Annotated in this window: 20 protein-coding genes; 12 read left to right on the top strand and 8 right to left on the bottom strand. The window is 62.3% G+C overall.

Going from position 1 to position 20,894, the window contains the following annotated elements; translation table 11 throughout:
* Positions 1-124: 124 nt before the first annotated feature.
* From nuoG to nuoN, 8 genes are read left to right on the top strand one after another with little or no spacing between them, the layout of a single operon-like run.
* Positions 125-2,839 (top strand): NADH-quinone oxidoreductase subunit NuoG, encoded by a 2,715-nt coding sequence (gene nuoG / locus AB4O22_RS07380; RefSeq protein WP_003203377.1) that lies wholly within the window; start codon positions 125-127, stop codon positions 2,837-2,839.
* The gene (gene nuoH / locus AB4O22_RS07375) at positions 2,836-3,843 is read left to right on the top strand and encodes an NADH-quinone oxidoreductase subunit NuoH (protein ID WP_003203379.1); all 1,008 of its coding nucleotides are present in this window, start codon (positions 2,836-2,838) and stop codon (positions 3,841-3,843) included. The genes nuoG and nuoH overlap by 4 nt, the downstream gene beginning before the upstream one ends.
* A gap of 11 nt (positions 3,844-3,854) precedes the next feature.
* Positions 3,855-4,403, top strand: coding sequence for an NADH-quinone oxidoreductase subunit NuoI (gene nuoI / locus AB4O22_RS07370; protein WP_003180051.1), 549 nt, complete (start codon positions 3,855-3,857; stop codon positions 4,401-4,403).
* 9 nt (positions 4,404-4,412) lie between these two features.
* On the top strand, positions 4,413-4,913 hold the full coding sequence (gene nuoJ / locus AB4O22_RS07365) for an NADH-quinone oxidoreductase subunit J (RefSeq protein ID WP_003203382.1): 501 nt from the start codon (positions 4,413-4,415) through the stop codon (positions 4,911-4,913).
* 4 nt (positions 4,914-4,917) lie between these two features.
* Positions 4,918-5,226: an NADH-quinone oxidoreductase subunit NuoK gene (nuoK, locus tag AB4O22_RS07360; RefSeq protein ID WP_003180046.1), complete on the top strand. Its 309-nt coding sequence runs from the start codon at positions 4,918-4,920 to the stop codon at positions 5,224-5,226.
* Entirely contained in the window at positions 5,223-7,076 is a 1,854-nt protein-coding gene (gene nuoL / locus AB4O22_RS07355) for an NADH-quinone oxidoreductase subunit L (RefSeq protein WP_003203384.1), read from the top strand. Before nuoK ends, nuoL begins: the two co-directional genes overlap by 4 nt.
* Positions 7,077-7,115: 39 nt before the next feature.
* Positions 7,116-8,648 carry an NADH-quinone oxidoreductase subunit M gene (gene nuoM, locus AB4O22_RS07350; RefSeq protein ID WP_013693710.1) on the top strand — a complete coding sequence of 511 codons (1,533 nt, stop codon included), beginning with the start codon at positions 7,116-7,118 and terminating at the stop codon, positions 8,646-8,648.
* Positions 8,649-8,655: 7 nt separating this feature from the next.
* Positions 8,656-10,119 (top strand): NADH-quinone oxidoreductase subunit NuoN, encoded by a 1,464-nt coding sequence (gene nuoN, locus AB4O22_RS07345; RefSeq protein WP_003203388.1) that lies wholly within the window; start codon positions 8,656-8,658, stop codon positions 10,117-10,119.
* Between the two features lie 122 nt (positions 10,120-10,241).
* On the opposite strand, the gene AB4O22_RS07340 is transcribed toward nuoN, so the two are convergent.
* Positions 10,242-10,796 (bottom strand): TetR/AcrR family transcriptional regulator, encoded by a 555-nt coding sequence (locus AB4O22_RS07340; protein WP_003203390.1) that lies wholly within the window; start codon positions 10,794-10,796, stop codon positions 10,242-10,244.
* Between the two features lie 126 nt (positions 10,797-10,922).
* Between AB4O22_RS07340 and AB4O22_RS07335 the strand changes: the two genes are divergently transcribed.
* The 4 genes from AB4O22_RS07335 to AB4O22_RS07320 all read left to right on the top strand — a co-directional run bounded on the left by AB4O22_RS07335 (position 10,923) and on the right by AB4O22_RS07320 (position 14,000).
* A complete protein-coding gene (locus AB4O22_RS07335) occupies positions 10,923-11,567 on the top strand; it encodes a DJ-1/PfpI family protein (RefSeq protein WP_003203392.1) in 645 nt (214 codons plus the stop codon).
* Between the two features lie 23 nt (positions 11,568-11,590).
* Positions 11,591-12,121, top strand: coding sequence for a DUF2867 domain-containing protein (locus AB4O22_RS07330; RefSeq protein ID WP_013693712.1), 531 nt, complete (start codon positions 11,591-11,593; stop codon positions 12,119-12,121).
* Between the two features lie 93 nt (positions 12,122-12,214).
* Positions 12,215-13,324 (top strand): NAD(P)/FAD-dependent oxidoreductase, encoded by a 1,110-nt coding sequence (locus tag AB4O22_RS07325; RefSeq protein ID WP_460096058.1) that lies wholly within the window; start codon positions 12,215-12,217, stop codon positions 13,322-13,324.
* 199 nt (positions 13,325-13,523) lie between these two features.
* On the top strand, positions 13,524-14,000 hold the full coding sequence (locus tag AB4O22_RS07320; RefSeq protein WP_003203396.1) for a hemerythrin domain-containing protein: 477 nt from the start codon (positions 13,524-13,526) through the stop codon (positions 13,998-14,000).
* Between the two features lie 56 nt (positions 14,001-14,056).
* On the opposite strand, the gene AB4O22_RS07315 is transcribed toward AB4O22_RS07320, so the two are convergent.
* From AB4O22_RS07315 to AB4O22_RS07285, 7 genes are all read right to left on the bottom strand, one after another.
* Positions 14,057-14,935 carry a LysR family transcriptional regulator gene (locus AB4O22_RS07315; RefSeq protein ID WP_013693714.1) on the bottom strand — a complete coding sequence of 293 codons (879 nt, stop codon included), beginning with the start codon at positions 14,933-14,935 and terminating at the stop codon, positions 14,057-14,059.
* A gap of 240 nt (positions 14,936-15,175) precedes the next feature.
* Positions 15,176-15,805 (bottom strand): isochorismate family cysteine hydrolase YcaC, encoded by a 630-nt coding sequence (ycaC, locus tag AB4O22_RS07310; protein ID WP_003203400.1) that lies wholly within the window; start codon positions 15,803-15,805, stop codon positions 15,176-15,178.
* Between the two features lie 147 nt (positions 15,806-15,952).
* Positions 15,953-17,791 carry an amidohydrolase gene (locus AB4O22_RS07305; protein WP_003203401.1) on the bottom strand — a complete coding sequence of 613 codons (1,839 nt, stop codon included), beginning with the start codon at positions 17,789-17,791 and terminating at the stop codon, positions 15,953-15,955.
* A gap of 118 nt (positions 17,792-17,909) precedes the next feature.
* Positions 17,910-18,548, bottom strand: a complete 639-nt coding sequence (locus AB4O22_RS07300) for an antibiotic biosynthesis monooxygenase (RefSeq protein WP_013693717.1) — start codon at positions 18,546-18,548, stop codon at positions 17,910-17,912.
* A complete protein-coding gene (locus AB4O22_RS07295; protein WP_460096057.1) occupies positions 18,541-18,954 on the bottom strand; it encodes a DoxX family protein in 414 nt (137 codons plus the stop codon). Before AB4O22_RS07295 ends, AB4O22_RS07300 begins: the two co-directional genes overlap by 8 nt.
* Positions 18,951-19,898, bottom strand: coding sequence for a LysR family transcriptional regulator (locus tag AB4O22_RS07290; protein ID WP_013693718.1), 948 nt, complete (start codon positions 19,896-19,898; stop codon positions 18,951-18,953). The genes AB4O22_RS07295 and AB4O22_RS07290 overlap by 4 nt, the downstream gene beginning before the upstream one ends.
* 66 nt (positions 19,899-19,964) lie before the next feature.
* Positions 19,965-20,786, bottom strand: a complete 822-nt coding sequence (locus AB4O22_RS07285; protein ID WP_003203408.1) for an alpha/beta fold hydrolase — start codon at positions 20,784-20,786, stop codon at positions 19,965-19,967.
* Positions 20,787-20,894: the final 108 nt, after the last annotated feature.

The raw sequence follows: 20,894 nt of genomic DNA, 5'->3' as shown, positions 1-20,894 counted from the left end.
CGAAGGGTCCGTGCCCTTCGTCTTCTCGTGTGATGACGCCGTAAACGGCTGTGTTGATTCACGCGAATAACAAGATTCCATTAGCCACGCCCGCTGACACCGGGCCAACGAAGAACTTTGAACCATGGCCACTATCCACGTAGACGGCAAAGAGCTCGAAGTCGATGGCGCAGACAACCTGTTACAGGCATGTCTGTCGCTGGGCCTCGACATTCCTTATTTCTGCTGGCACCCCGCCCTTGGCAGCGTTGGCGCTTGTCGCCAGTGCGCGGTCAAGCAGTACACCGACGAAAACGACAAGCGTGGTCGGATCGTCATGTCCTGCATGACCCCTGCCACCGACGGCAGCTGGATCTCCATCGACGACGAAGAAGCGAAAGTGTTTCGCGCCAGCGTCGTCGAATGGCTGATGACCAACCACCCTCACGACTGCCCGGTCTGTGAGGAAGGCGGCCACTGCCACCTGCAAGACATGACGGTGATGACCGGCCACAACGAGCGCCGTTATCGCTTCACCAAGCGTACCCACCAGAACCAGGACCTCGGCCCGTTCATCTCCCACGAGATGAACCGCTGCATCGCCTGCTATCGCTGCGTGCGTTTCTACAAGGACTACGCCGGTGGCACCGACCTGGGCGTGTTCGGCGCCCACGACAACGTGTACTTCGGTCGCGTTGAAGACGGCACCCTGGAAAGCGAATTCTCCGGCAACCTCACCGAGGTCTGCCCGACCGGTGTGTTCACCGACAAGACTCACTCCGAGCGCTACAACCGCAAGTGGGACATGCAGTTCTCGCCGAGCATCTGCCATGGCTGCTCCAGCGGTTGCAACATCTCCCCGGGCGAGCGCTACGGTGAACTGCGTCGCATCGAGAACCGCTTCAACGGATCGGTGAACCAGTACTTCCTGTGTGACCGTGGTCGTTTCGGCTATGGCTACGTCAACCGCAAGGATCGTCCACGCCAGCCGCTGCTGGCAAACGGCGCCAAGCTGAGCCTGGACCAAGCGCTGGACAAGGCCGCCGAGCTGCTGCGCGGTCGCAACATCGTCGGCATCGGTTCGCCACGGGCCAGCCTGGAAAGCAACTACGCGCTGCGTGAACTGGTCGGCGCCGAGCACTTCTACAGTGGCATCGAAGCCGGTGAGCTGGAACGCATCCGCCTGGTGCTGCAAGTGCTCAAGGACAGCCCGCTGCCCGTGCCGAACATGCGCGACATCGAAGACCACGACGCGGTGTTCGTCCTCGGTGAAGACCTGACCCAGACCGCCGCCCGCATGGCCCTGGCCCTGCGCCAGTCGGTCAAGGGCAAGGCCGAAGACATGGCCGACGCCATGCGCGTCCAGCCTTGGCTCGACGCTGCCGTGAAGAACATCGGCCAGCACGCGCTGAACCCACTGTTCATCGCCAGCCTCGCTGAAACCAAGCTCGACGACGTGGCCGAAGAATGCGTCCACGCCGCCCCTGACGACCTGGCCCGCATCGGTTTCGCCGTGGCCCACGCCCTGGACGCCAGCGCCCCGGCCGTCGACGGTCTGGACAGCGAAGCGGCCGCTCTGGCCCAACGCATCGCCGACGCCCTGCTGGCGGCCAAGCGCCCACTGATCATCGCCGGCACCTCGTTGGGTTCCAAGGCGCTGATCGAAGCCGCGGCCAACATCGCCAAGGCCTTGAAGCTGCGGGAGAAGAACGGTTCCATCAGCCTGATCGTGCCGGAAGCCAACAGCCTTGGCCTGGCCATGCTCGGTGGCGAATCGGTGGACGCCGCCCTGCAAGCGGTGATCGACGGCAGCGCCGACGCCATCGTGGTGCTGGAAAACGACCTGTACACCCGCACTGACAAGGCCAAGGTCGATGCCGCGCTGAACGCCGCGAAAGTGCTGATCGTCGCTGACCATCAGAAAACCGCCACCACCGACCGCGCCCACCTGGTGCTGCCGGCGGCGAGCTTCGCCGAAGGCGACGGTACGCTGGTCAGCCAGGAAGGTCGCGCCCAGCGCTTCTTCCAGGTCTTCGACCCGCAATACCTGGACGCCAGCATCCTGGTTCACGAAGGCTGGCGCTGGCTGCACGCCCTGCGCGCCACCCTGCTGGACCAGCCGATCGACTGGACGCAACTGGACCACGTTACCGCCGCCGTCGCTTCGAGCAGCCCGCAACTGGCCGCCATCGTCGACGCCGCACCGTCCGCCTCGTTCCGCATCAAAGGCCTGAAGCTGGCGCGCGAGCCGCTGCGCTACTCCGGCCGCACAGCCATGCGCGCCGACATCAGCGTTCACGAACCACGCACCTCCCAGGACAACGACACCGCGTTCTCGTTCTCCATGGAAGGCTACTCGGGCTCGACCGAACCGCGCTCCCAGGTGCCATTCGCCTGGTCGCCGGGCTGGAACTCGCCGCAAGCCTGGAACAAGTTCCAGGACGAAGTCGGTGGTCACCTGCGTGCAGGCGACCCGGGCACCCGCCTGATCGAAAGCCAGGGCGATCACCTGAGCTGGTTCGCCAGCGTGCCGCGCGCCTTCAATCCGGCACCGGGCACCTGGCAGGTCGTGCCGTTCCATCACCTGTTCGGCAGCGAAGAGAACTCTTCCAAGGCCGCACCGGTGCAGGAACGCATTCCGGCCGCCTACGTGTCGCTGGCCAAGTCCGAAGCCGACCGCCTGGGCGTCAACGACGGTGCCCTGCTGAGCCTGAACGTGGCCGGCCAGACCTTGCGTCTTCCGCTGCGCATCAATGAAGAACTGGGCGCCGGCCTGGTGGCCCTGCCGGCTGGCCTGGCAGGCATCCCGCCAGCTATTTTCGGCAAAACCGTCGACGGTCTGCAGGAGGCAGCGCAATGAGCTGGTTCACCCCTGAAGTGATCGCTGTGATCCTGACGGTCCTCAAGGCCATCGTGATCCTGCTGGCCGTGGTGGTCGCAGGCGCACTGTTGAGCTTCGTCGAACGTCGCCTGCTGGGCTGGTGGCAGGACCGCTACGGTCCGAACCGCGTCGGCCCATTCGGCATGTTCCAGATCGCCGCCGACATGATCAAGATGTTCTTCAAGGAAGACTGGACGCCGCCGTTTGCCGACAAGGTGATCTTCACCCTGGCACCGGTGGTCGCCATGAGCGCCTTGCTGATCGCCTTCGCGATCATCCCGATCACCCCGACCTGGGGTGTGGCGGACCTGAACATCGGCCTGCTGTTCTTCTTCGCCATGGCCGGCCTGTCGGTGTATGCGGTGCTGTTCGCCGGCTGGTCGAGCAACAACAAGTTCGCCCTGCTGGGCAGCCTGCGGGCCTCGGCCCAGACCGTGTCCTACGAAGTGTTCATGGGCCTGTCGCTCATGGGCATCGTGATCCAGGCCGGCTCGTTCAACATGCGCGACATCGTCGAGTACCAGGCCCAGAACCTGTGGTTCATCATTCCGCAGTTCTTCGGTTTCTGTACCTTCTTCATCGCTGGCGTGGCCGTGACTCACCGTCACCCCTTCGACCAGCCGGAAGCGGAGCAGGAACTGGCCGACGGTTACCACATTGAATATGCCGGCATGAAATGGGGCATGTTCTTCGTCGGTGAATACATCGGGATCATCCTGATCTCGGCGCTGCTGGTAACGCTGTTCTTCGGTGGCTGGCACGGTCCGTTCGACATCCTGCCGCAACTGTCCTTCGTCTGGTTCGCCCTGAAGACCGCGTTCTTCATCATGCTGTTCGTCCTGCTGCGCGCCTCGATCCCGCGCCCACGCTACGACCAGGTGATGGACTTCAGCTGGAAATTCTGCCTGCCGCTGACCCTGATCAACATGCTGGTGACCGCTGCGATCGTTTTGATGAACGCGCCTGCGGCCGCGGTTCAGTGAGGATTTGACCCATGTTCAAATATATTGGCGACATCGTTAAGGGTACCGGTACCCAACTGCGAAGCCTGGTCATGATCTTCGGCCATGGCTTTCGCAAGCGCGACACCCTGCAATACCCGGAAGAGCCGGTCTACCTGGCACCACGCTATCGTGGCCGCATCGTCCTGACCCGCGACCCCGACGGCGAAGAGCGCTGCGTGGCCTGCAACCTGTGCGCCGTGGCGTGCCCGGTGGGTTGCATCTCGCTGCAGAAAGCTGAAACCGAAGACGGTCGCTGGTACCCGGACTTCTTCCGCATCAACTTCTCGCGCTGCATTTTCTGTGGCCTCTGCGAGGAAGCCTGCCCGACCACCGCGATCCAGCTCACGCCGGATTTCGAAATGGCCGAGTTCAAACGTCAGGACCTGGTGTACGAGAAAGAAGATCTGCTGATTTCCGGTCCCGGTAAAAACCCTGATTACAACTTCTATCGTGTTGCAGGTATGGCCATTGCCGGTAAGCCAAAAGGCGCCGCGCAGAACGAAGCCGAACCGATCAACGTGAAGAGCTTGCTGCCTTAAGGAAGAAAGATGGAATTCGCTTTCTATTTCGCATCGGGTATCGCGGTGGTGTCCACGCTTCGTGTGGTCACCAACACCAACCCCGTGCACGCCCTGCTCTACCTGATCATTTCGCTGATCGCCGTGGCCATGACCTTCTTCGCCCTCGGTGCACCGTTCGCCGGTGCTCTGGAAGTGATCGCCTACGCCGGCGCCATCATGGTGCTGTTCGTGTTCGTGGTGATGATGCTCAACCTCGGCCCGGCCGCGGTCCAGCAGGAACGCTCCTGGCTCAAGCCCGGCATCTGGGCGGGACCGGTGATCCTGTCCGCCCTGCTGCTGGGTGAACTGCTGTATGTGCTGTTCGCTCACCAGAGCGGCCAGGCCATCGGCCACACCACCGTAGACGCCAAGGCCGTGGGCATCAGCCTGTTCGGTCCGTACCTGCTGGTGGTCGAACTCGCCTCGATGCTGCTGCTTGCCGCAGCCGTCACGGCGTTCCATTTGGGCCGTAACGAGGCGAAGGAGTAATCACATGCCTGCTATCCCTCTCGAGCATGGTCTGGCGGTTGCCGGCATCCTGTTCTGCCTCGGTCTGGTTGGCCTGATGGTCCGCCGCAACATTCTGTTCGTGCTGATGAGCCTGGAGGTCATGATGAATGCCTCCGCCCTGGCTTTCATCGTCGCGGGCGCTCGCTGGGCGCAGCCGGATGGACAGATCATGTTCATCCTGGTGATCAGCCTGGCAGCCGCCGAGGCCAGTATCGGCCTGGCGATCCTGTTGCAGCTGTATCGCCGCTTCCACACTCTCGATATCGACGCTGCCAGCGAGATGCGCGGATGAACCTAATCTTTCTGACTTTCGTATTCCCCCTCATTGGTTTCCTGCTGCTGTCGTTCTCCCGTGGACGCTGGTCGGAAAACCTTTCGGCGCTGGTTGGCGTGGGTTCCATCGGCCTGTCTGCCATCGTCACGGCCTACGTGATCTGGCAGTTCAACGTCGCCCCGCCCGAAGGCGGTGTGTATGTGCAGGTGCTGTGGCGCTGGATGGCGGTGGAAGGCTTCACGCCGAACTTCGCCCTCTACCTGGACGGCCTGTCCATCACCATGCTCGGCGTGGTGGTCGGCGTGGGTTTCCTGATCCACCTGTTCGCCTCCTGGTACATGCGCGGTGAAGCCGGTTACTCGCGCTTCTTCGCCTACACCAACCTGTTCATCGCCAGCATGCTGTTCCTGGTGCTCGGCGATAACCTGTTGTTCCTGTACTTCGGTTGGGAAGGCGTGGGCCTGTGCTCGTACCTGTTGATCGGTTTCTACTACAGCAACCGCAACAACGGGAATGCCGCACTCAAGGCGTTCATCGTCACCCGGATCGGCGACGTGTTCATGGCCATCGGCCTGTTCATCCTGTTCCAGCAACTGGGCACGCTGAATATCCAGGAACTGCTGGTCAAGGCGCCCGAGCACTTCAAGGTCGGTGACTTCTGGATCGTCCTGGCGACCCTGATGCTGCTGGGCGGCGCCGTCGGTAAATCCGCGCAACTGCCGCTGCAAACCTGGTTGGCGGACGCGATGGCCGGCCCTACCCCGGTCTCGGCACTGATCCACGCCGCGACCATGGTGACCGCTGGCGTCTACCTGATCGCCCGTACCCACGGCCTGTTCGCCCTGGCGCCGGACATCCTGCACCTGGTGGGCATCGTCGGCGGCGTGACCCTGGTGCTGGCCGGTTTTGCCGCGCTGGTACAAACCGACATCAAGCGCATCCTCGCCTACTCGACCATGAGCCAGATCGGCTACATGTTCCTGGCCCTGGGCGTTGGTGCCTGGGAAGGCGCGATCTTCCACCTGATGACCCACGCCTTCTTCAAGGCGCTGCTGTTCCTTGCTTCCGGTGCGGTGATCGTTGCCTGCCACCACGAGCAGAACATCTTCAAGATGGGCGGCCTATGGAAGAAACTGCCGTTGGCCTACGCCAGCTTCATCGTTGGCGGCGCGGCCCTGGCGGCCCTGCCACTGGTCACCGCCGGCTTCTACTCCAAGGACGAGATCCTCTGGGAAGCGTTCGCCAGCGGTAACCAGGCACTGCTCTATGCCGGCCTGGTGGGTGCGTTCATGACCTCCCTGTACACCTTCCGCCTGATCTTCATCGCGTTCCATGGTGAAGCCAAGACCCAAGCCCATGCCGGCCATGGCATTGCTCACTGGCTGCCACTGTCGGTGCTGATCGTGCTGTCGACCTTCGTTGGCGCCATGATCACCCCACCGCTGGCCGATGTGCTGCCGCAAAGCGTCGGCCATGCCGGCGGCGAAGCCAAGCACAGCCTGGAAATCGCCTCGGGCGCCATCGCCCTGGCAGGTATCCTGCTGGCCGCCCTGCTGTTCCTGGGCAAGCGTCGTTTCGTCACGGCGATCGCCAACAGCGGCATCGGGCGATTCCTTTCGGCCTGGTGGTTCGCCGCCTGGGGCTTCGACTGGATCTACGACAAACTGTTCGTCAAGCCATACCTTGCGATCAGCCACATTCTGCGCAAAGACCCGCTCGACCAGACCATTGGCCTGATCCCGCGCATGGCCAAGGGCGGCCACACTGCCCTGAGCCGTACCGAGACCGGTCAACTGCGTTGGTATGCGGCTTCCATGGCGGCTGGCGCCGTGCTGGTTATCGGCGCCATCGTGCTGGTAGCGGTCTGATATGAACCTTGCGAACTTGCGAAAGGAAACGAGCCCGTCATGATTCTGCCCTGGCTAATCCTGATCCCCTTCATCGGCGGCCTGCTGTGCTGGATCGCGGAGCGCTCCAGCTCCACGCTCCCGCGCTGGATTGCGCTGCTGACCATGTCCCTGGAACTCGCGCTCGGCCTCTGGCTGTGGGCGACCGGCGACTATTCATTTGCTCCGGCTCCTGGCGCCGATCCAACCTGGGCGCTTGAATTCAAGCATGCCTGGATCGCGCGCTTCGGCATCAGCGTGCACCTGGCCCTCGACGGCCTGTCGCTGCTGATGATCCTGCTGACCGGCCTGCTGGGTATCCTCTCGGTACTCTGCTCCTGGAAAGAGATCCAGCGTCACGTGGGTTTCTTCCACCTGAACCTGATGTGGATCCTGGGCGGCGTCATCGGCGTGTTCCTGGCGCTGGACCTGTTCATGTTCTTCTTCTTCTGGGAAATGATGCTGGTGCCGATGTACTTCCTCATCGCGCTCTGGGGTCACAGTTCTTCGGACGGCAAGAAAACCCGGATCTACGCGGCGACCAAGTTCTTCATCTTCACCCAGGCTTCCGGCCTGATCATGTTGGTGGCGATCCTTGGCCTGGTGCTGGTCAACTTCAACAACACCGGTGTGATTACCTTCAACTACGCCGACCTGTTGAAAGTGCAGATGTCCAAGACCACCGAGTACGTGCTGATGCTCGGCTTCTTCATCGCCTTCGCGGTGAAGCTGCCAGTGGTGCCGTTCCACTCCTGGCTGCCGGACGCCCACGCCCAGGCGCCGACCGCAGGTTCCGTGGACCTGGCGGGTATCTTGCTCAAGACGGCGGCCTACGGCCTGCTGCGCTTTGCCCTGCCGCTGTTCCCCAATGCGTCGGCCGAGTTCGCGCCGATCGCCATGACCCTGGGCCTGATCGGGATTTTCTACGGTGCGTTCCTGGCGTTCGCCCAGACCGACATCAAGCGCCTGATCGCGTTCTCCAGCGTTTCGCACATGGGCTTCGTGCTGATCGGGATCTACTCCGGCAGCCAGCTCGCCCTGCAAGGCGCGGTGATCCAGATGTTGGCTCACGGCCTGTCGGCGGCGGCGCTGTTTATCCTCAGCGGCCAGTTGTACGAGCGCCTGCACACCCGGGACATGCGTGAGATGGGCGGCATCTGGTCGCGCATCGCCTACCTGCCGGCCATCAGCCTGTTCTTCGCAGCCGCTTCCCTGGGCCTGCCAGGCACTGGCAACTTCGTCGGCGAGTTCCTGATCCTGATCGGCACGTTCGCCAGCGCTCCGTGGATCACCGCCATCGCCACCTCCGGCCTGGTGTTCGGTTCGGTCTACTCGCTGATCATGATCCACCGTGCCTACTTCGGCCCGACCAAGTCGGACGAAGTGCTGCGCGGCATGGACGGTCGCGAACTGATCATGGTGCTCGGCCTTGCGGTGCTGCTGGTTTACCTCGGCGTTTCCCCGCAACCGTTCCTCGACACATCTGCCGCCACGATGCATGGCGTGCAGCAGTGGCTCGGCACCGCCTTCTCTCAACTCGCTTCGGCCCGGTAAGAGCGCTATGGAATTCACGATTCAACACTTTATCGCGCTTGCGCCGCTGTTGATCACCAGCGCCACGATCATCGTGGTGATGCTGGCGATCGCCTGGCGCCGCAATCACTCACAGACCTTCCTGCTGTCGGTGGCGGGGCTGAACCTGGCCCTGCTGTCGATCTTGCCGGCCCTGAAAGTCGCGCCACTGGCGGTCACCCCGCTGATTCAGATCGACAGCTTCGCCTGCCTCTACATGGCGTTGATCCTGGTCGCCACCCTGGCCTGTGTCACCCTCGCCCACGCCTACCTCGGCGATGGCGGTTCGGGTTACCCGGGCAACCGCGAAGAGCTGTACCTGCTGATCCTGATGGCCGCCGCCGGTGGCCTGGTCCTGGTCAGCGCGCAGCACCTGGCCAGCCTGTTCATCGGCCTGGAACTGCTGTCAGTACCGGTCTATGGCCTGGTGGCCTACGCCTTCTTCAACAAGCGCTCCCTGGAAGCCGGCATCAAGTACATGGTGCTGTCGGCGGCCGGTTCCGCGTTCCTGTTGTTCGGCATGGCCCTGCTCTACGCCGAAGCCGGCACCCTGAGCTTCGTCGGCATCGGCCAGGCCCTGGCCGCCACCGGCCTGCCTAGCCCGATCGCGCAACTGGGCCTGGGCATGATGCTGATCGGCCTGGCGTTCAAGCTGTCGCTGGTACCGTTCCACCTCTGGACCCCGGACGTCTACGAAGGCGCCCCGGCGCCAGTGGCGGCGTTCCTGGCCACCGCTTCGAAAGTGGCGGTGTTCGCGGTCATGGTGCGTCTGTTCCAGATCTCGCCAGTGGCCAGCAGCGGTGTGCTGAGCAACGTGCTGACCATCATCGCCATCGCGTCGATCCTGTTCGGTAACCTGCTGGCACTGACCCAGAGCAACCTCAAGCGTCTGCTGGGTTACTCGTCCATCGCCCACTTCGGCTACCTGCTGATCGCCCTGATCGCCAGCAAGGGCCTGGCCGTGGAAGCCATCGGCGTGTACCTGGTCACCTACGTGATCACCAGCCTCGGCGCCTTCGGTGTGATCACCCTGATGTCCTCGCCGTACAACGGCCGCGACGCCGACGCCCTGTACGAATACCGCGGCCTGTTCTGGCGCCGTCCGTACCTGACCGCCGTGCTGACCGTGATGATGCTGTCCCTGGCCGGCATCCCGCTGACCGCCGGCTTCATCGGCAAGTTCTACATCATCGCCACCGGCGTCGAGGCTCACCAATGGTGGCTGGTCGGCTCCCTGGTGCTGGGCAGTGCCATCGGCGTGTTCTACTACCTGCGCGTCATGGTCACCTTGTACCTGATGGAACCGAACCTGCGTCGCCACGACGCCGAGTTGCACTGGGAACAGAAGGCAGGCGGCGTGATGCTGCTGGCCATCGCCGTACTGGCGTTCTTCCTCGGTGTGTACCCGCAGCCGTTGCTGACCCTGGTTCAGCAGGCTGGCTTGACGGGCTGATCGTGTAGCGGTAGATCGTAGAAAACAGAAACGGCACCTTTGGGTGCCGTTTTTTTTTAGGCCAGTGCCATGGACGTTAGCCTTGGACACTATTTATTCAGTTACCCGATATAGCTCATGACTCAGGCCCGCCACGGTGCAAGCGCCCCTTCGAAAAGTGAAAAGGCTCCATGCAGGAAACGGTTGAAGCGAGCGGCATCACGCCGCAGCCCTGCCTGCTGACCACCAATCAGGCACAGATGGGCCACCTGACCAATCACTTCTGCTTGCCCTGGCATATGGACCAGGCGGCGGCACGTCCGTATCGCGAAATCCAGTCGTCTTGTGTCAACACGCTGCTGAAACTCGCCTACCAACGGATCGTGCAACGACCAGGCTCGGATGGAAACTTCCCGCCCAGGTTGTTTCTCAGCGGCAATACTCAAATAGCGTTTCAGGATTTCGCCCGCGCTACTGCCCTGCCCCGCATAAGCGAGCATGCGCTCCGTGTAGTCTTCTTCCCAAGCGGCCAGCAAGGTGCGGACAAAATCCTCGCGATTGCGGAAATGGTGATAGAACGATCCGCGGGTCACATTCAATCGGCGCGATAGACTCTCGGCCGAAACACCGGTATGCCCTATTTGGTCGAGGGCCTCAAAACCAGCCGCGATCCAATGGTTACGAGTCAGTTTTCTCACCGGTCATTTCGCTCCCTATTTAGCGCCATACAGACTGTGTATGGCGCGTAACCGATCGGTACGCTGCGAACACCAGCAGAGATGGCCGTTGCGTTTTGCACGCCAGCACTTTTCATGGAGCTCGCCTTGAAGAAAATCGTTCTGGTTGCTTTCGACCAATTCACTGATATCGACCTATTCCTGATGTGGGACATCTTAGGCCGCAACACTGAGGACTGGCACGTCCGAATATTGGGTTCCAGCGCTATCGTGCGGTCGGCGCACGGCCTGCCTGTTTCGGTGCACGGTCCGCTTTGCGAGGCCAACAGTGCCGACGCGGTATTGTTCGTCAGCGGCAAGGAAGGAATACCCGCTGCACTTGCCGCCCCGGATTTCCTGCCGTCGTTCGAACTTGACTCCAGACGCCAGCGAATCGGCTCCATATGCGCCGGAGCTTTCATTCTCGAACGGCTTGGGCTGCTCAACGGCCCAGCCACTACCCACCCGGATGCGCGATCGAGCTTGCAAGCTCTGGGACTTGAACCCATGGACCAGCCTCTTGTATGCCAGGGGAACGTTGCAACCGCTGGTGGATGCCTTTCGGCGCTCTATCTGGTGGGATGGTTGGTTGAATCCTGGTTCGATGCCGACAAGCGCCGTGCGACGTTGCTCCCTGTTCTGCCGGCTGGGCAGCAAGCGCTCTATGATGCCTTGATCGGGCTCAGTATCCGACAAGGAGAAGTTGGCGCCTTCCAACAAAAAACGCGACATGGCATGTCGTCGAATTGGTAGTTAGAACTCAGGAGATATCCCCGATGCCCCGAGAATTTGAGCTCATTATGTCCGTGCCAGTCCCATCGGGGTCCGGCATCACCCACCTTTACAAGTCGATGAACCTGGCGGACGCTTTTGCGATTCGGCTTCCTGCGGGCACATCCGGCAATCCAGATTTGCTGGCTCGATTCATCTTTTCCCACCAGCCATCCTGGATCGGATGGCTCCTGAAAGTCCGGGACACTGTCGTTGCCTGTTTTGGCCTCAAGACAGCCAGACATTTGGCAACCCTTGCTGATCGGGTAGGCGTCTTCAAGGTCTACAGCACGAATCAGACTGAAATCGTGTTGGGAGAAGACGACAAGCACCTCGACTTCCGGATATCGATCCTGTGTTCTGGAGAGGCAGAGCCAGAAGACAGTCGCCAGTTGGTTCTTTCAACCGTGGTCCAGTGCCACAACCGTCTAGGCCGGGCCTACATCTTCGTTATCGCCCCATTCCACCGCTTGGTTGTCAAAGCCAGCCTCCTGCGTGCAGCACGCGTCGGTTGGCCTCTGGCTACCTGCCCCTGAGGCTGGGAGCGCTGTATGGCCCACGCTACATCCACTTCCCAAGCAGGGCTATCCTCAACCCGCCAACCTGCGATCCCTGAAGGAGGAACAACGTTGAGTGTCGATATCGAGTGCGTCGTCGTAGGCGCTGGGGTCGTCGGGCTTGCCGTGGCGCGAGAGACGGCCCGAGCCGGGCATGAAGTGCTGCTGATCGAAGCCGCCGAAGCCATCGGCATGGGCATCAGCTCGCGCAACTCCGAAGTCATCCATGCGGGCATCTATTACCCACCGGGCAGTCTCAAGGCGCAGTTGTGCGTCGAAGGCCGACACCAGCTGTACACCTTTTGTGAAAGCCACGGCGTCGCCACCCGCCGGCTCGGCAAGTTGATCGTTGCCACGGATCAGGCGCAGGTGGCCGGACTCGAAACATTGCTTGAGCGTGGCTTGATGAACGGCGTGGACGACCTGCGCCTGCTCGACCAAGAACAGGCGCAGGCATTGGAACCGGCCCTGGCCTGTGTCGCCGCGCTGTATTCGCCTTCCACCGGTATCGTCGATTCCCACGCTCTGATGCTGGCCTTGCTGGGTGACGCCGAAGCGGCCGGGGCGAACATTGCTTTCCACACGCCTTTACTGGGTGCTCGCGTCATCACTGGGGGGTTCATGCTGGAATTGGGCGGCACGGCGCAAATGACCTTGTCCTGTCGCCTGCTGATCAACGCCGCCGGCCTCCAGGCACCTGCCCTCGCCCGCCGCATCGAAGGCCTGGAGATGCAATCGGTGCCCGAGGACTTTTTGTGCAAGGGCAACTACTTCAGCCTCGCCGGGCGAGCACCGTTCAGGCACTTGGTCTATCCCGCCCCGGAAGCCGCCGGCCTGGGCATCCACATGACGCTGGACCTGGCCGGCCAGGCGCGTTTCGGCCCGGACACAGAATGGGTCGAGTGCGAGGACTACCGAGTGGATCCGGCCCGGGCCGAAGCGTTTTACCCGGCGATCCGCAATTATTGGCCGGGCCTGCCGGACCAGAGCCTGCAACCGGCCTACAGCGGCATTCGCCCGAAGATCTCCGCGCCCGGCGAACCGGCCCGCGACTTTGTCATCAGCAGCGAGGCCGAACACCGGGTGCCAGGGTTGATCAACCTGCTCGGGATCGAATCGCCCGGGCTGACGTCCTGCCTGGCAATCGCCAGCCGGGTCCGACAACGGATCGAAAATGTCTAGCCACCAGCGCAAAGTGCAACGCGTTTTGCCCCCCGCTCATGCAGCTTGCACGACGCCGGAAATTCTTTTCGTTTCAACTTATTGTTTTTAAAGGGTTTTAAATCGATCTTCGGCTGGCACAGCTGATGCAATTCAGCTCTTACGCGGCGTCGGCGTCTCCAAGCCTGCCCGCTTCCGTGTATTTGCCGAGGAGCTACCCATGAATGCCATCGATCTGTTGAAAGCCGACCACGAACGCGTCAAAGCCATCCTGACTCAACTGAGCGAGTCGACTGAACGCGCCGTGAAAAAACGTACCGACCTGTTGGCGAAACTGGAAATGGAAATTTCCATCCATACCCGCCTGGAAGAAGAAATTCTTTATCCGGCTTTCAAGCAGGCCGGTGGCAAGGACGAGGCCGAAATGTATTACGAGGCCAAGGAAGAACACCGTACCGTTGACTCCCTGGTGCTGCCAGACCTGAAAGCCACCGATCCAACCCAGCCGGAATTCGCCGGGCGGGTGAAAGTGGTCAAGGAACTGCTTGAGCACCACATCGAGGAAGAAGAAAAGGAAATGTTCCCCCACGCGAAAAAACTGCTGGGCAAGGCAAAACTCGATGCCTTGGGTGCAGACATGGAAACCATGAAAGCGCAGTACAAAAAAGAACTGAGCAGCGCCAACCTCGCCGCCTGATCAAAGCGCCGTAGACGCTTCAGCCGTCATGTGACGGCTGAATGCGCTGCGGCGCTTTATTGCATTTGTTCACGCAGGAATTCCACCAACGCCTGCACCGGGCGTGCACTTTGCCGATGCTGGGGATACACCGCCGACAACGCCAGCGGTTCGGTCTCGAAACCTTCCAGGACCTTGATCAGCCGCCCATCCTTCAAGGCATCGCCGAGGATGAAAGCGGGCAGATAGGTGATGCCCATGCCGGCGATGGCCGCGTCCCTGAGCAAATCCCCGTTATTGGCGCGCATGCGTCCCGTGACCTCCAGGGTCAGCGGTTTGCCGGCCCCCACGAAACGCCACTGCACCTGACGACTGTGACCATAGGGCAGGCAGTCGTGATTGCGCAGGTCTTCAGGCCGCGCGGGTGTGCCTTTTTGCGCCAGGTAGGTCGGGCTGGCGCAATACACCCGCTCGATGGTCGCGATGCGCCGGGCAATCAGCGTCGAATCCTCCAGCACGCCGATGCGCAGCGCCAGGTCATAGCCCTCTCCCAGCAGATCCACCGAGCGGTCGCTCAGGTCCACCTCGACGCTGACACCCGGATAGCGCTGCAGAAACAGCGGCAGCAGGCTGCCCAGGTGCGCCACGGCGAAGGACAGCGGTGCGCTGAGGCGAATGGTGCCGCGGGGTTCGCTGGTCTGGCCGCTGATGCCCTGCTCCACCTGTTCGACTTCATTGAGCAGGCGCAGCGCCGCTTCGTAATAGCGCTGGCCCAGGGGCGTGACGTCCAGCCGCCGGGTCGAGCGATTGAGCAGGCGTACGCCCAGGCGTTGTTCCAGTTCCATCAGCTTGCGGCTGACGAACTGCTTGGACAGCCCCAGTTTTTCCGCCGCAGCGGTGAAACTGCCCGACTCCATGACCTGGGCAAAGATGCGCATTTCTTCGAAGGGGTTCATTGTCATTCCTGGGGTGGACAGTCAGGGGGATTGGCTGGGCATTGTGGTCTTGGTGAGTCAGATTGCCTAGCTGTTGAATGTGCCACCGCTATCGCGAGCAAGCTTTGCTCCCACAGGTTTTCCCACAAATCCAATTGTGGGAGCAAAGCTTGCTCGCGATAGCGGTGGCACAACTTGCGAGGCGCTGATGCCAGACACAAAAACGCCCGCACAAGGCGGGCGTCGTTCAGCATGGACTGCTTACTTGGCCGTCAGCGCCGAGTAGCTGTTCATCAGGTTGCGGTAGTTCGGAATGCGCTGGGACAGCAGGTTGCCCAGGCCTTCGATGTCGTTGCGCCAGTCGCGGTGCAGCTCACAGGCCACCGAGAACCAGTTCATCATCTGCGCGCCGGCAGCGGTCATGCGTACCCAGGCGGCCTGTTGTACGGTTTCGTTGAACGTACCCGAGGCGTCGGTCACCACGAACACGTCGAAACCTTCAGCCAGCGCCGACAGGGTCGGGAACGCCACGCAGACATCGGTGACCACGCCAGCGATGATCAGTTGCTTGCGGCCGGTGGCCTTGATCGCCTTGACGAAATCTTCGTTGTCCCAGGCATTGATCTGGCCTGGACGCGGGATGTACGGCGCGTCCGGGAACATTTCCTTGAGCTCCGGCACGATCGGACCGTTAGGGCCTTTTTCGAAGCTGGTGGTCAGGATGGTCGGCAGTTCGAAGAACTTCGCCAGGTCGGCCAAGGCCAGCACGTTGTTCTTGAACTCGTTGGGCGAGAAGTCCTGGACCAGGGAAATCAGGCCGGTCTGGTGATCGACCAGCAGGACGACCGCGTCGTCTTTGTTCAGACGGTTATAGGCGGGAACGTTGCTCATGGGATGACTCCTTTGGGATGGATGTATTGAAAAACAATGTGGGAGCGAGCCTGCTCGCGATGACGGTGTGTCAGCTTGCGGCGATGTCGGATGTGCCGACGCCTTCGCGAGCAGGCTCGCTCCCACAGGGGAGAATCGGTGTGTTAGTCAAAAGGCAAAGCAGGAACAGCCAAACGCGCCCCAGAAGCCTTGGAAATCGCTGACCGGGACGTTCGACAACCGTGCCCGTTCATGGCTGTGGGAATGCACCGTGCACGGACCGCTGCACTGGTGGACCTGGGCCTGCAACGGCGACGTCGGGCGCCAGTGCCCTGGGACCTTGACCACCGGCGACCAGTCCGGCAGCACCGGGACGCTGGCCGGCCCGAGTTTTTCGAAGTCGCCGGCGGCATACACCACCTTGCCGTCGACCACGGTCAGCACCGACTCGATCCACTTGATGGCTTCTTCCTCGACGCTGAAGAAGTCCGCGCTCAGGGCCGCCAGGTCTGCCAATTGGCCGACCTTGATCTGGCCTTTCTTGCCCTGCTCCGATGAGAACCAGGCGCTGCCGTGGGTGAACAGCTCCAACGCGGTCAGGCGCGGCAGGCCCTCTTCGTGCAACGAAAGGCCGCCGACCGTGCGCCCGCTGACCATCCAGTACAACGAGGTCCACGGGTTGTAGCTGGAGACGCGGGTGGCGTCGGTGCCAGCGCCCACCGGCACGCCTTCGGCGAGCATGCGCTTGATCGGCGGCGTGGCTTCGGCGGCCTTGGCGCCGTAGCGGTCGACGAAATATTCACCCTGGAAGGCCATGCGATCCTGGATCGCAATCCCGCCGCCCAACGCCCGTACGCGCTCGATGTTCTTCGGCGTGATGGTCTCGGCATGGTCGAAGAACCAGGGCAGGCCGTTGAACGGAATGTCGCGGTTCACCTTCTCGAACACATCGAGCATGCGGCTGATGGATTCGTCGTAGGTGGCATGCAGGCGGAATGGCCAGCGCTGCTCCACCAAGTGCCGGACCACCGGCTCCAGGTCCTGCTCCATGCCCGGCGGCAGGTCCGGGCGCGGCTCGAGGAAGTCCTCGAAATCCGCCGCCGAGAACACCAGCATTTCCCCGGCGCCGTTGTGCCGCAGGAAGTCATCGCCCTGGTGCAACTTGACGCTGCCGGTCCAGTTCTTGAAGTCGCTGAGTTCTTCCTTGGGCTTCTGGGTGAACAGGTTGTAGGCGATGCGCACCGTCAACTGCTGCTCGCGGGCCAACTGCTCGATCACCGCATAGTCGTCCGGGTAGTTCTGGAAGCCGCCGCCAGCATCGATGGCACTGGTCAGGCCCAGGCGATTGAGTTCACGCATGAACTGGCGAGTGGAGTTGACCTGGTACTCCAACGGCAGCTTCGGCCCTTTCGCCAGCGTCGAATAAAGGATCATTGCGTTAGGCCGCGCCACCAGCATGCCGGTGGGCTCGCCCTTGCTGTCACGCACGATCTCGCCACCCGGCGGGTTCGGCGTGTCACGGGTGTAGCCGGCCACCCGCAGCGCGGCACGGTTGAGCAAGGCACGGTCATACAGGTGCAGCACGAACACCGGCGTATCGGGAGCGGCCTGGTTGAGTTCTTCCAGGGTCGGCATGCGTTTTTCGGCGAACTGGAATTCGTTCCAGCCGCCCACCACGCGTACCCATTGTGGCGTCGGCGTGCGATCAGCCTGGTCCTTGAGCATGCGCAAGGCATCAGCCAGGGATGGCACGCCCTCCCAGCGCAGCTCCAGGTTGTAGTTCAGACCGCCGCGGATCAGGTGCAAGTGCGAGTCGTTGAGCCCGGGAATGACGGTGCGGCCCTTGAGGTCGATGACCTGGGTGCCGCTGCCACGCAAGGCCATGGCCTCGGCGTCGGTGCCGACCGCGACGAAGCGCCCCTGGCTGATGGCAACCGCACTGGCGCGGGGCTTTTCACGGTCGACGGTATGGAACTGGCCATTGAACAGAATCAGATCGGCGTTCATCGGATTTCCTTCTGGATGAGTAGAGGCAAGGGACAGCCGCGGCCAGAAAGCCGCCGCAGCGCTGAGCAAGGACCCGGCGGCGAGCAATTGGCGGCGCAGCGGATCGGTTGGGCCGTCCTTATTGGCCATGGCCGGGCTCCAGGTGCACGTGGGCTTTCGAGGCCTCAAGCCACGGTGCGAACAGACGGGTCGCCAGCGGCATGCACACGTACACCACAGAGAGCACGATGGTCAGGGTGATCAGGAACGTGGCGACCACGTAGTTGGAAAGAAAACTGTTGAGTTGCAGCAACGGCCCCCAGATCAGCGGTACCAGCAAGGTATGCGGCAGGATCACCAGCAGCGTCACCACGGCCTGCTTCCAGCGCGGCGGCGGTGTAGCCGCATCGGCCAGCGGGGTGAACCAGAATTCCTTGTGCGACCCGACTTCGGTCTGGTCACCGTCGGCCAGCAACGGCATGGCCTCCTCCACCAGTTCGCGGCGCTCGGGCGAGTCCAGCCAGCGCTGCATGGCCTCGGTGGAACAGAAACGCAGCACGCAGGTGAACAGCGCCAGCCCGCCCTGCTTGCCCCGCACCACATCCACCCCCAAATGACCCGGCCACTGGCCGGCCACGCGCACCGTGCGACGCAACCAGGCCTCGTAGGCAGCCTCCTGGCCAACCTTGATCCGGTGCTTGACCACCAAGGTCACGATTTCATCGAAGCCGGGCCTGGCCGGGCTCGCGGTGGATTCAACGGTTTGAGACTCAGACATGGCGAAGCACTCCAACAAAACGCGTATTGATTACCAGGCGTCCGGGCCCGGCGATAAACACACTGGTAAATACGATCAGCAGCAGCCAGCCGAACTGGCCTTCTTCCAGGCTCCATTGCGGGTGCACCACCAGCAACGCCACCGCCAGCAGAAACAGGATCGGCAGGCACGCCAGGCGCACCAGCACACCGGCCATGATCAGCAGCGGACACAGCACCTCGGCGAAAATCGCCAGGATCAGGGTCGGCGCCGCGCCAAGGTGAAACGGGTCTTCGATACGGGTCAGCTCGACGCTGTAGTGCAACAGTTTCGGCAGCCCATGGACCCACAGCAGAAACAATCCGCCGCTCAAGCGCAGGAACAACAAGCCCAGATCCTGCAGCGGGCGCTCATCAGTCATGTTCATCGGTGGGCTCCGTCCGCAGTGATCGAGGCCGCCGCTGGCAGCGGTTGGGACATGTGGCTGGCAATGCGCGAACGCAGCCAGCGCTCGGCCGGGTCGTTGTCATGCACGCCGCTCCAGACCATCGACAGTTCAGCGGCATTGATCTCGAACGGCGGGTCCTCGGCGCGCAGTGCGCAGCCTTCCACCAGCGCGCAGGCGGCATAGTCGGGCACGGTGGCGATCAGTTCGGTGCCGGCCAGCAAGGCCCGCAGCCCGCTGAACTGCGGCACCGCCAGCACCACTTTGCGGGTCCGGCCGATGCGGGCCAGGTCCAGGTCGATGTTGCCGCTCAGGTCGCCCGAGAAGGAGACCATGGCGTGGGGCCGCGAACAGTATTCATCCAGGGTCAAGGGCCCCGGGCGCTTGTCGCCACGCAAGACCTTGCAAGGAATGTCCCGCAGTTTCTTGCGCTTGGCATTGGCCGGCAGATCGGTGGTGTAGCTCACGCCGACGCTGATTTCACCGCTGGCCAGCAGCGACGACATCAGCAGGAAGTTGGCCCGGCGCACCACCACGATGATCCCCGGCGCTTCTTCGCGCAGTTGGCTCAGCAGCGGTGGAAACAGGCCGAATTCGGCATCGTCGGACAGACCGATGCGAAACACGTCGCAACTGGTGGACGGATCGAACGCCTTGGCCCGGCTGACCGCGCCAGAGATGGTGTCCATGGCCGGTTGCAGCTCTTGCAGGATCGCCAGGGCCCGCGGCGTCGGCTCCATGCCGCGACCGTGGCGGATCAGCAACGGATCATCGAACAGATCCCGAAGCCGCCCCAGCGCCGCGCTCACCGCCGGCTGGCCCATGAACAGCTTTTCGGCGACGCGGGTCAGGTTTTTCTCGAACATCAGCGCCTCGAAGATCACCAGCAGGTTCATGTCGAGACGGCGTAAGTCATTGCGGTTCATGGGTGTTGTTCCTGTTGAATGCCAATCCTGTGGGAGCAAGCCCGCTCCCACAGGTGTGTGGCTTGATCAACCCTGGATGAACGCCAGCAGGTCCGCGTTCAGGCGGTCCTTGTGAGTGTCGGTCAGGCCGTGGGGCGCGCCGGGGTAGATCAGCAGCTGCGAGTTCTTGAGCAACTTGGCGGCGGCGATGCCAGCCGTTTCGATGGGGACCACCTGATCGTCATCGCCATGGACCACCAGGGTCGGCACGTCGATGTTGCGCAGGTCTTCGGAAAGATCGGTCTCCGAGAACGCCTTGATGCAGTCATAGGTGTTCTTGTGGCCGGCGAGCATGCCCTGCATCCAGAACCAGTCGATCATGCCTTGGGAGACTTTGGCGCCCGGACGGTTTGCACCGAAAAACGCGCTGGCCACATCCTTGTATAGCTGAGAACGGTCGGCCAGGGAGGCCTGGCGGAAACCGTCGAACACTTCCACAGGCAGGCCGCCGGGGTTGGCCGGGGTCTTGAGCATCAGCGGCGTCACCGCCGAAATCAGGCCGAGCTTGGCGACACGGGCAGCACCATGGCGGCCGATGTAGCGCGCCACTTCGCCACCGCCAGTGGAGAAGCCGAGCAACACCGCGTCCTTCAAATCCAGCCGCTCGATCAGCTCGGCCAGGTCATCGGCGTAGGTGTCCATGTCGTTGCCGTCCCAGGGTTGGCTGGAGCGCCCGTGCCCACGGCGGTCATGGGCGATTACCCGGTAGCCGTTGGACGCCAGGAACATCATCTGCGCCTCCCAACTGTCCGAGTTCAACGGCCAGCCGTGGCTGAAGACCACCGGTTGACCGCTGCCCCAGTCCTTGTAGTAAATCTCGGTGCCGTCGCGGGTGATGAAGGTGCTCATGACGTGACTCCTTGAGGTGGGTGGATCGCTTTATGGTCCGGCCATGGGGGGCACCTGCGTGAGTTAAACGTTGTTAATTTTTTCGGAACCGGCGTGTTAAAAGCCCGC

This window comes from Pseudomonas sp. S3_B11 (genome assembly GCF_054667715.1).
This window is presented reverse-complemented; position numbering and strand designations above follow the sequence as displayed.

What these genes read in the sequence shown, in the direction of transcription:
- AB4O22_RS07295 (WP_460096057.1), bottom strand. Translation starts at nt 18,954, where the DNA reads ATGAACATGACTGATGAGCGCCCGCTGCAGGATCTGGGCTTGTTGTTC.
- nuoG (WP_003203377.1), top strand. Translation starts at nt 125, where the DNA reads ATGGCCACTATCCACGTAGACGGCAAAGAGCTCGAAGTCGATGGCGCA.
- AB4O22_RS07330 (WP_013693712.1), top strand. Translation starts at nt 11,591, where the DNA reads ATGCCCCGAGAATTTGAGCTCATTATGTCCGTGCCAGTCCCATCGGGG.
- ycaC (WP_003203400.1), bottom strand. Translation starts at nt 15,805, where the DNA reads ATGAGCAACGTTCCCGCCTATAACCGTCTGAACAAAGACGACGCGGTC.
- nuoL (WP_003203384.1), top strand. Translation starts at nt 5,223, where the DNA reads ATGAACCTAATCTTTCTGACTTTCGTATTCCCCCTCATTGGTTTCCTG.
- AB4O22_RS07290 (WP_013693718.1), bottom strand. Translation starts at nt 19,898, where the DNA reads ATGAACCGCAATGACTTACGCCGTCTCGACATGAACCTGCTGGTGATC.
- AB4O22_RS07300 (WP_013693717.1), bottom strand. Translation starts at nt 18,548, where the DNA reads ATGTCTGAGTCTCAAACCGTTGAATCCACCGCGAGCCCGGCCAGGCCC.
- AB4O22_RS07285 (WP_003203408.1), bottom strand. Translation starts at nt 20,786, where the DNA reads ATGAGCACCTTCATCACCCGCGACGGCACCGAGATTTACTACAAGGAC.
- nuoM (WP_013693710.1), top strand. Translation starts at nt 7,116, where the DNA reads ATGATTCTGCCCTGGCTAATCCTGATCCCCTTCATCGGCGGCCTGCTG.
- nuoK (WP_003180046.1), top strand. Translation starts at nt 4,918, where the DNA reads ATGCCTGCTATCCCTCTCGAGCATGGTCTGGCGGTTGCCGGCATCCTG.
- nuoJ (WP_003203382.1), top strand. Translation starts at nt 4,413, where the DNA reads ATGGAATTCGCTTTCTATTTCGCATCGGGTATCGCGGTGGTGTCCACG.
- nuoH (WP_003203379.1), top strand. Translation starts at nt 2,836, where the DNA reads ATGAGCTGGTTCACCCCTGAAGTGATCGCTGTGATCCTGACGGTCCTC.
- AB4O22_RS07315 (WP_013693714.1), bottom strand. Translation starts at nt 14,935, where the DNA reads ATGAACCCCTTCGAAGAAATGCGCATCTTTGCCCAGGTCATGGAGTCG.
- AB4O22_RS07305 (WP_003203401.1), bottom strand. Translation starts at nt 17,791, where the DNA reads ATGAACGCCGATCTGATTCTGTTCAATGGCCAGTTCCATACCGTCGAC.
- nuoI (WP_003180051.1), top strand. Translation starts at nt 3,855, where the DNA reads ATGTTCAAATATATTGGCGACATCGTTAAGGGTACCGGTACCCAACTG.
- nuoN (WP_003203388.1), top strand. Translation starts at nt 8,656, where the DNA reads ATGGAATTCACGATTCAACACTTTATCGCGCTTGCGCCGCTGTTGATC.
- AB4O22_RS07320 (WP_003203396.1), top strand. Translation starts at nt 13,524, where the DNA reads ATGAATGCCATCGATCTGTTGAAAGCCGACCACGAACGCGTCAAAGCC.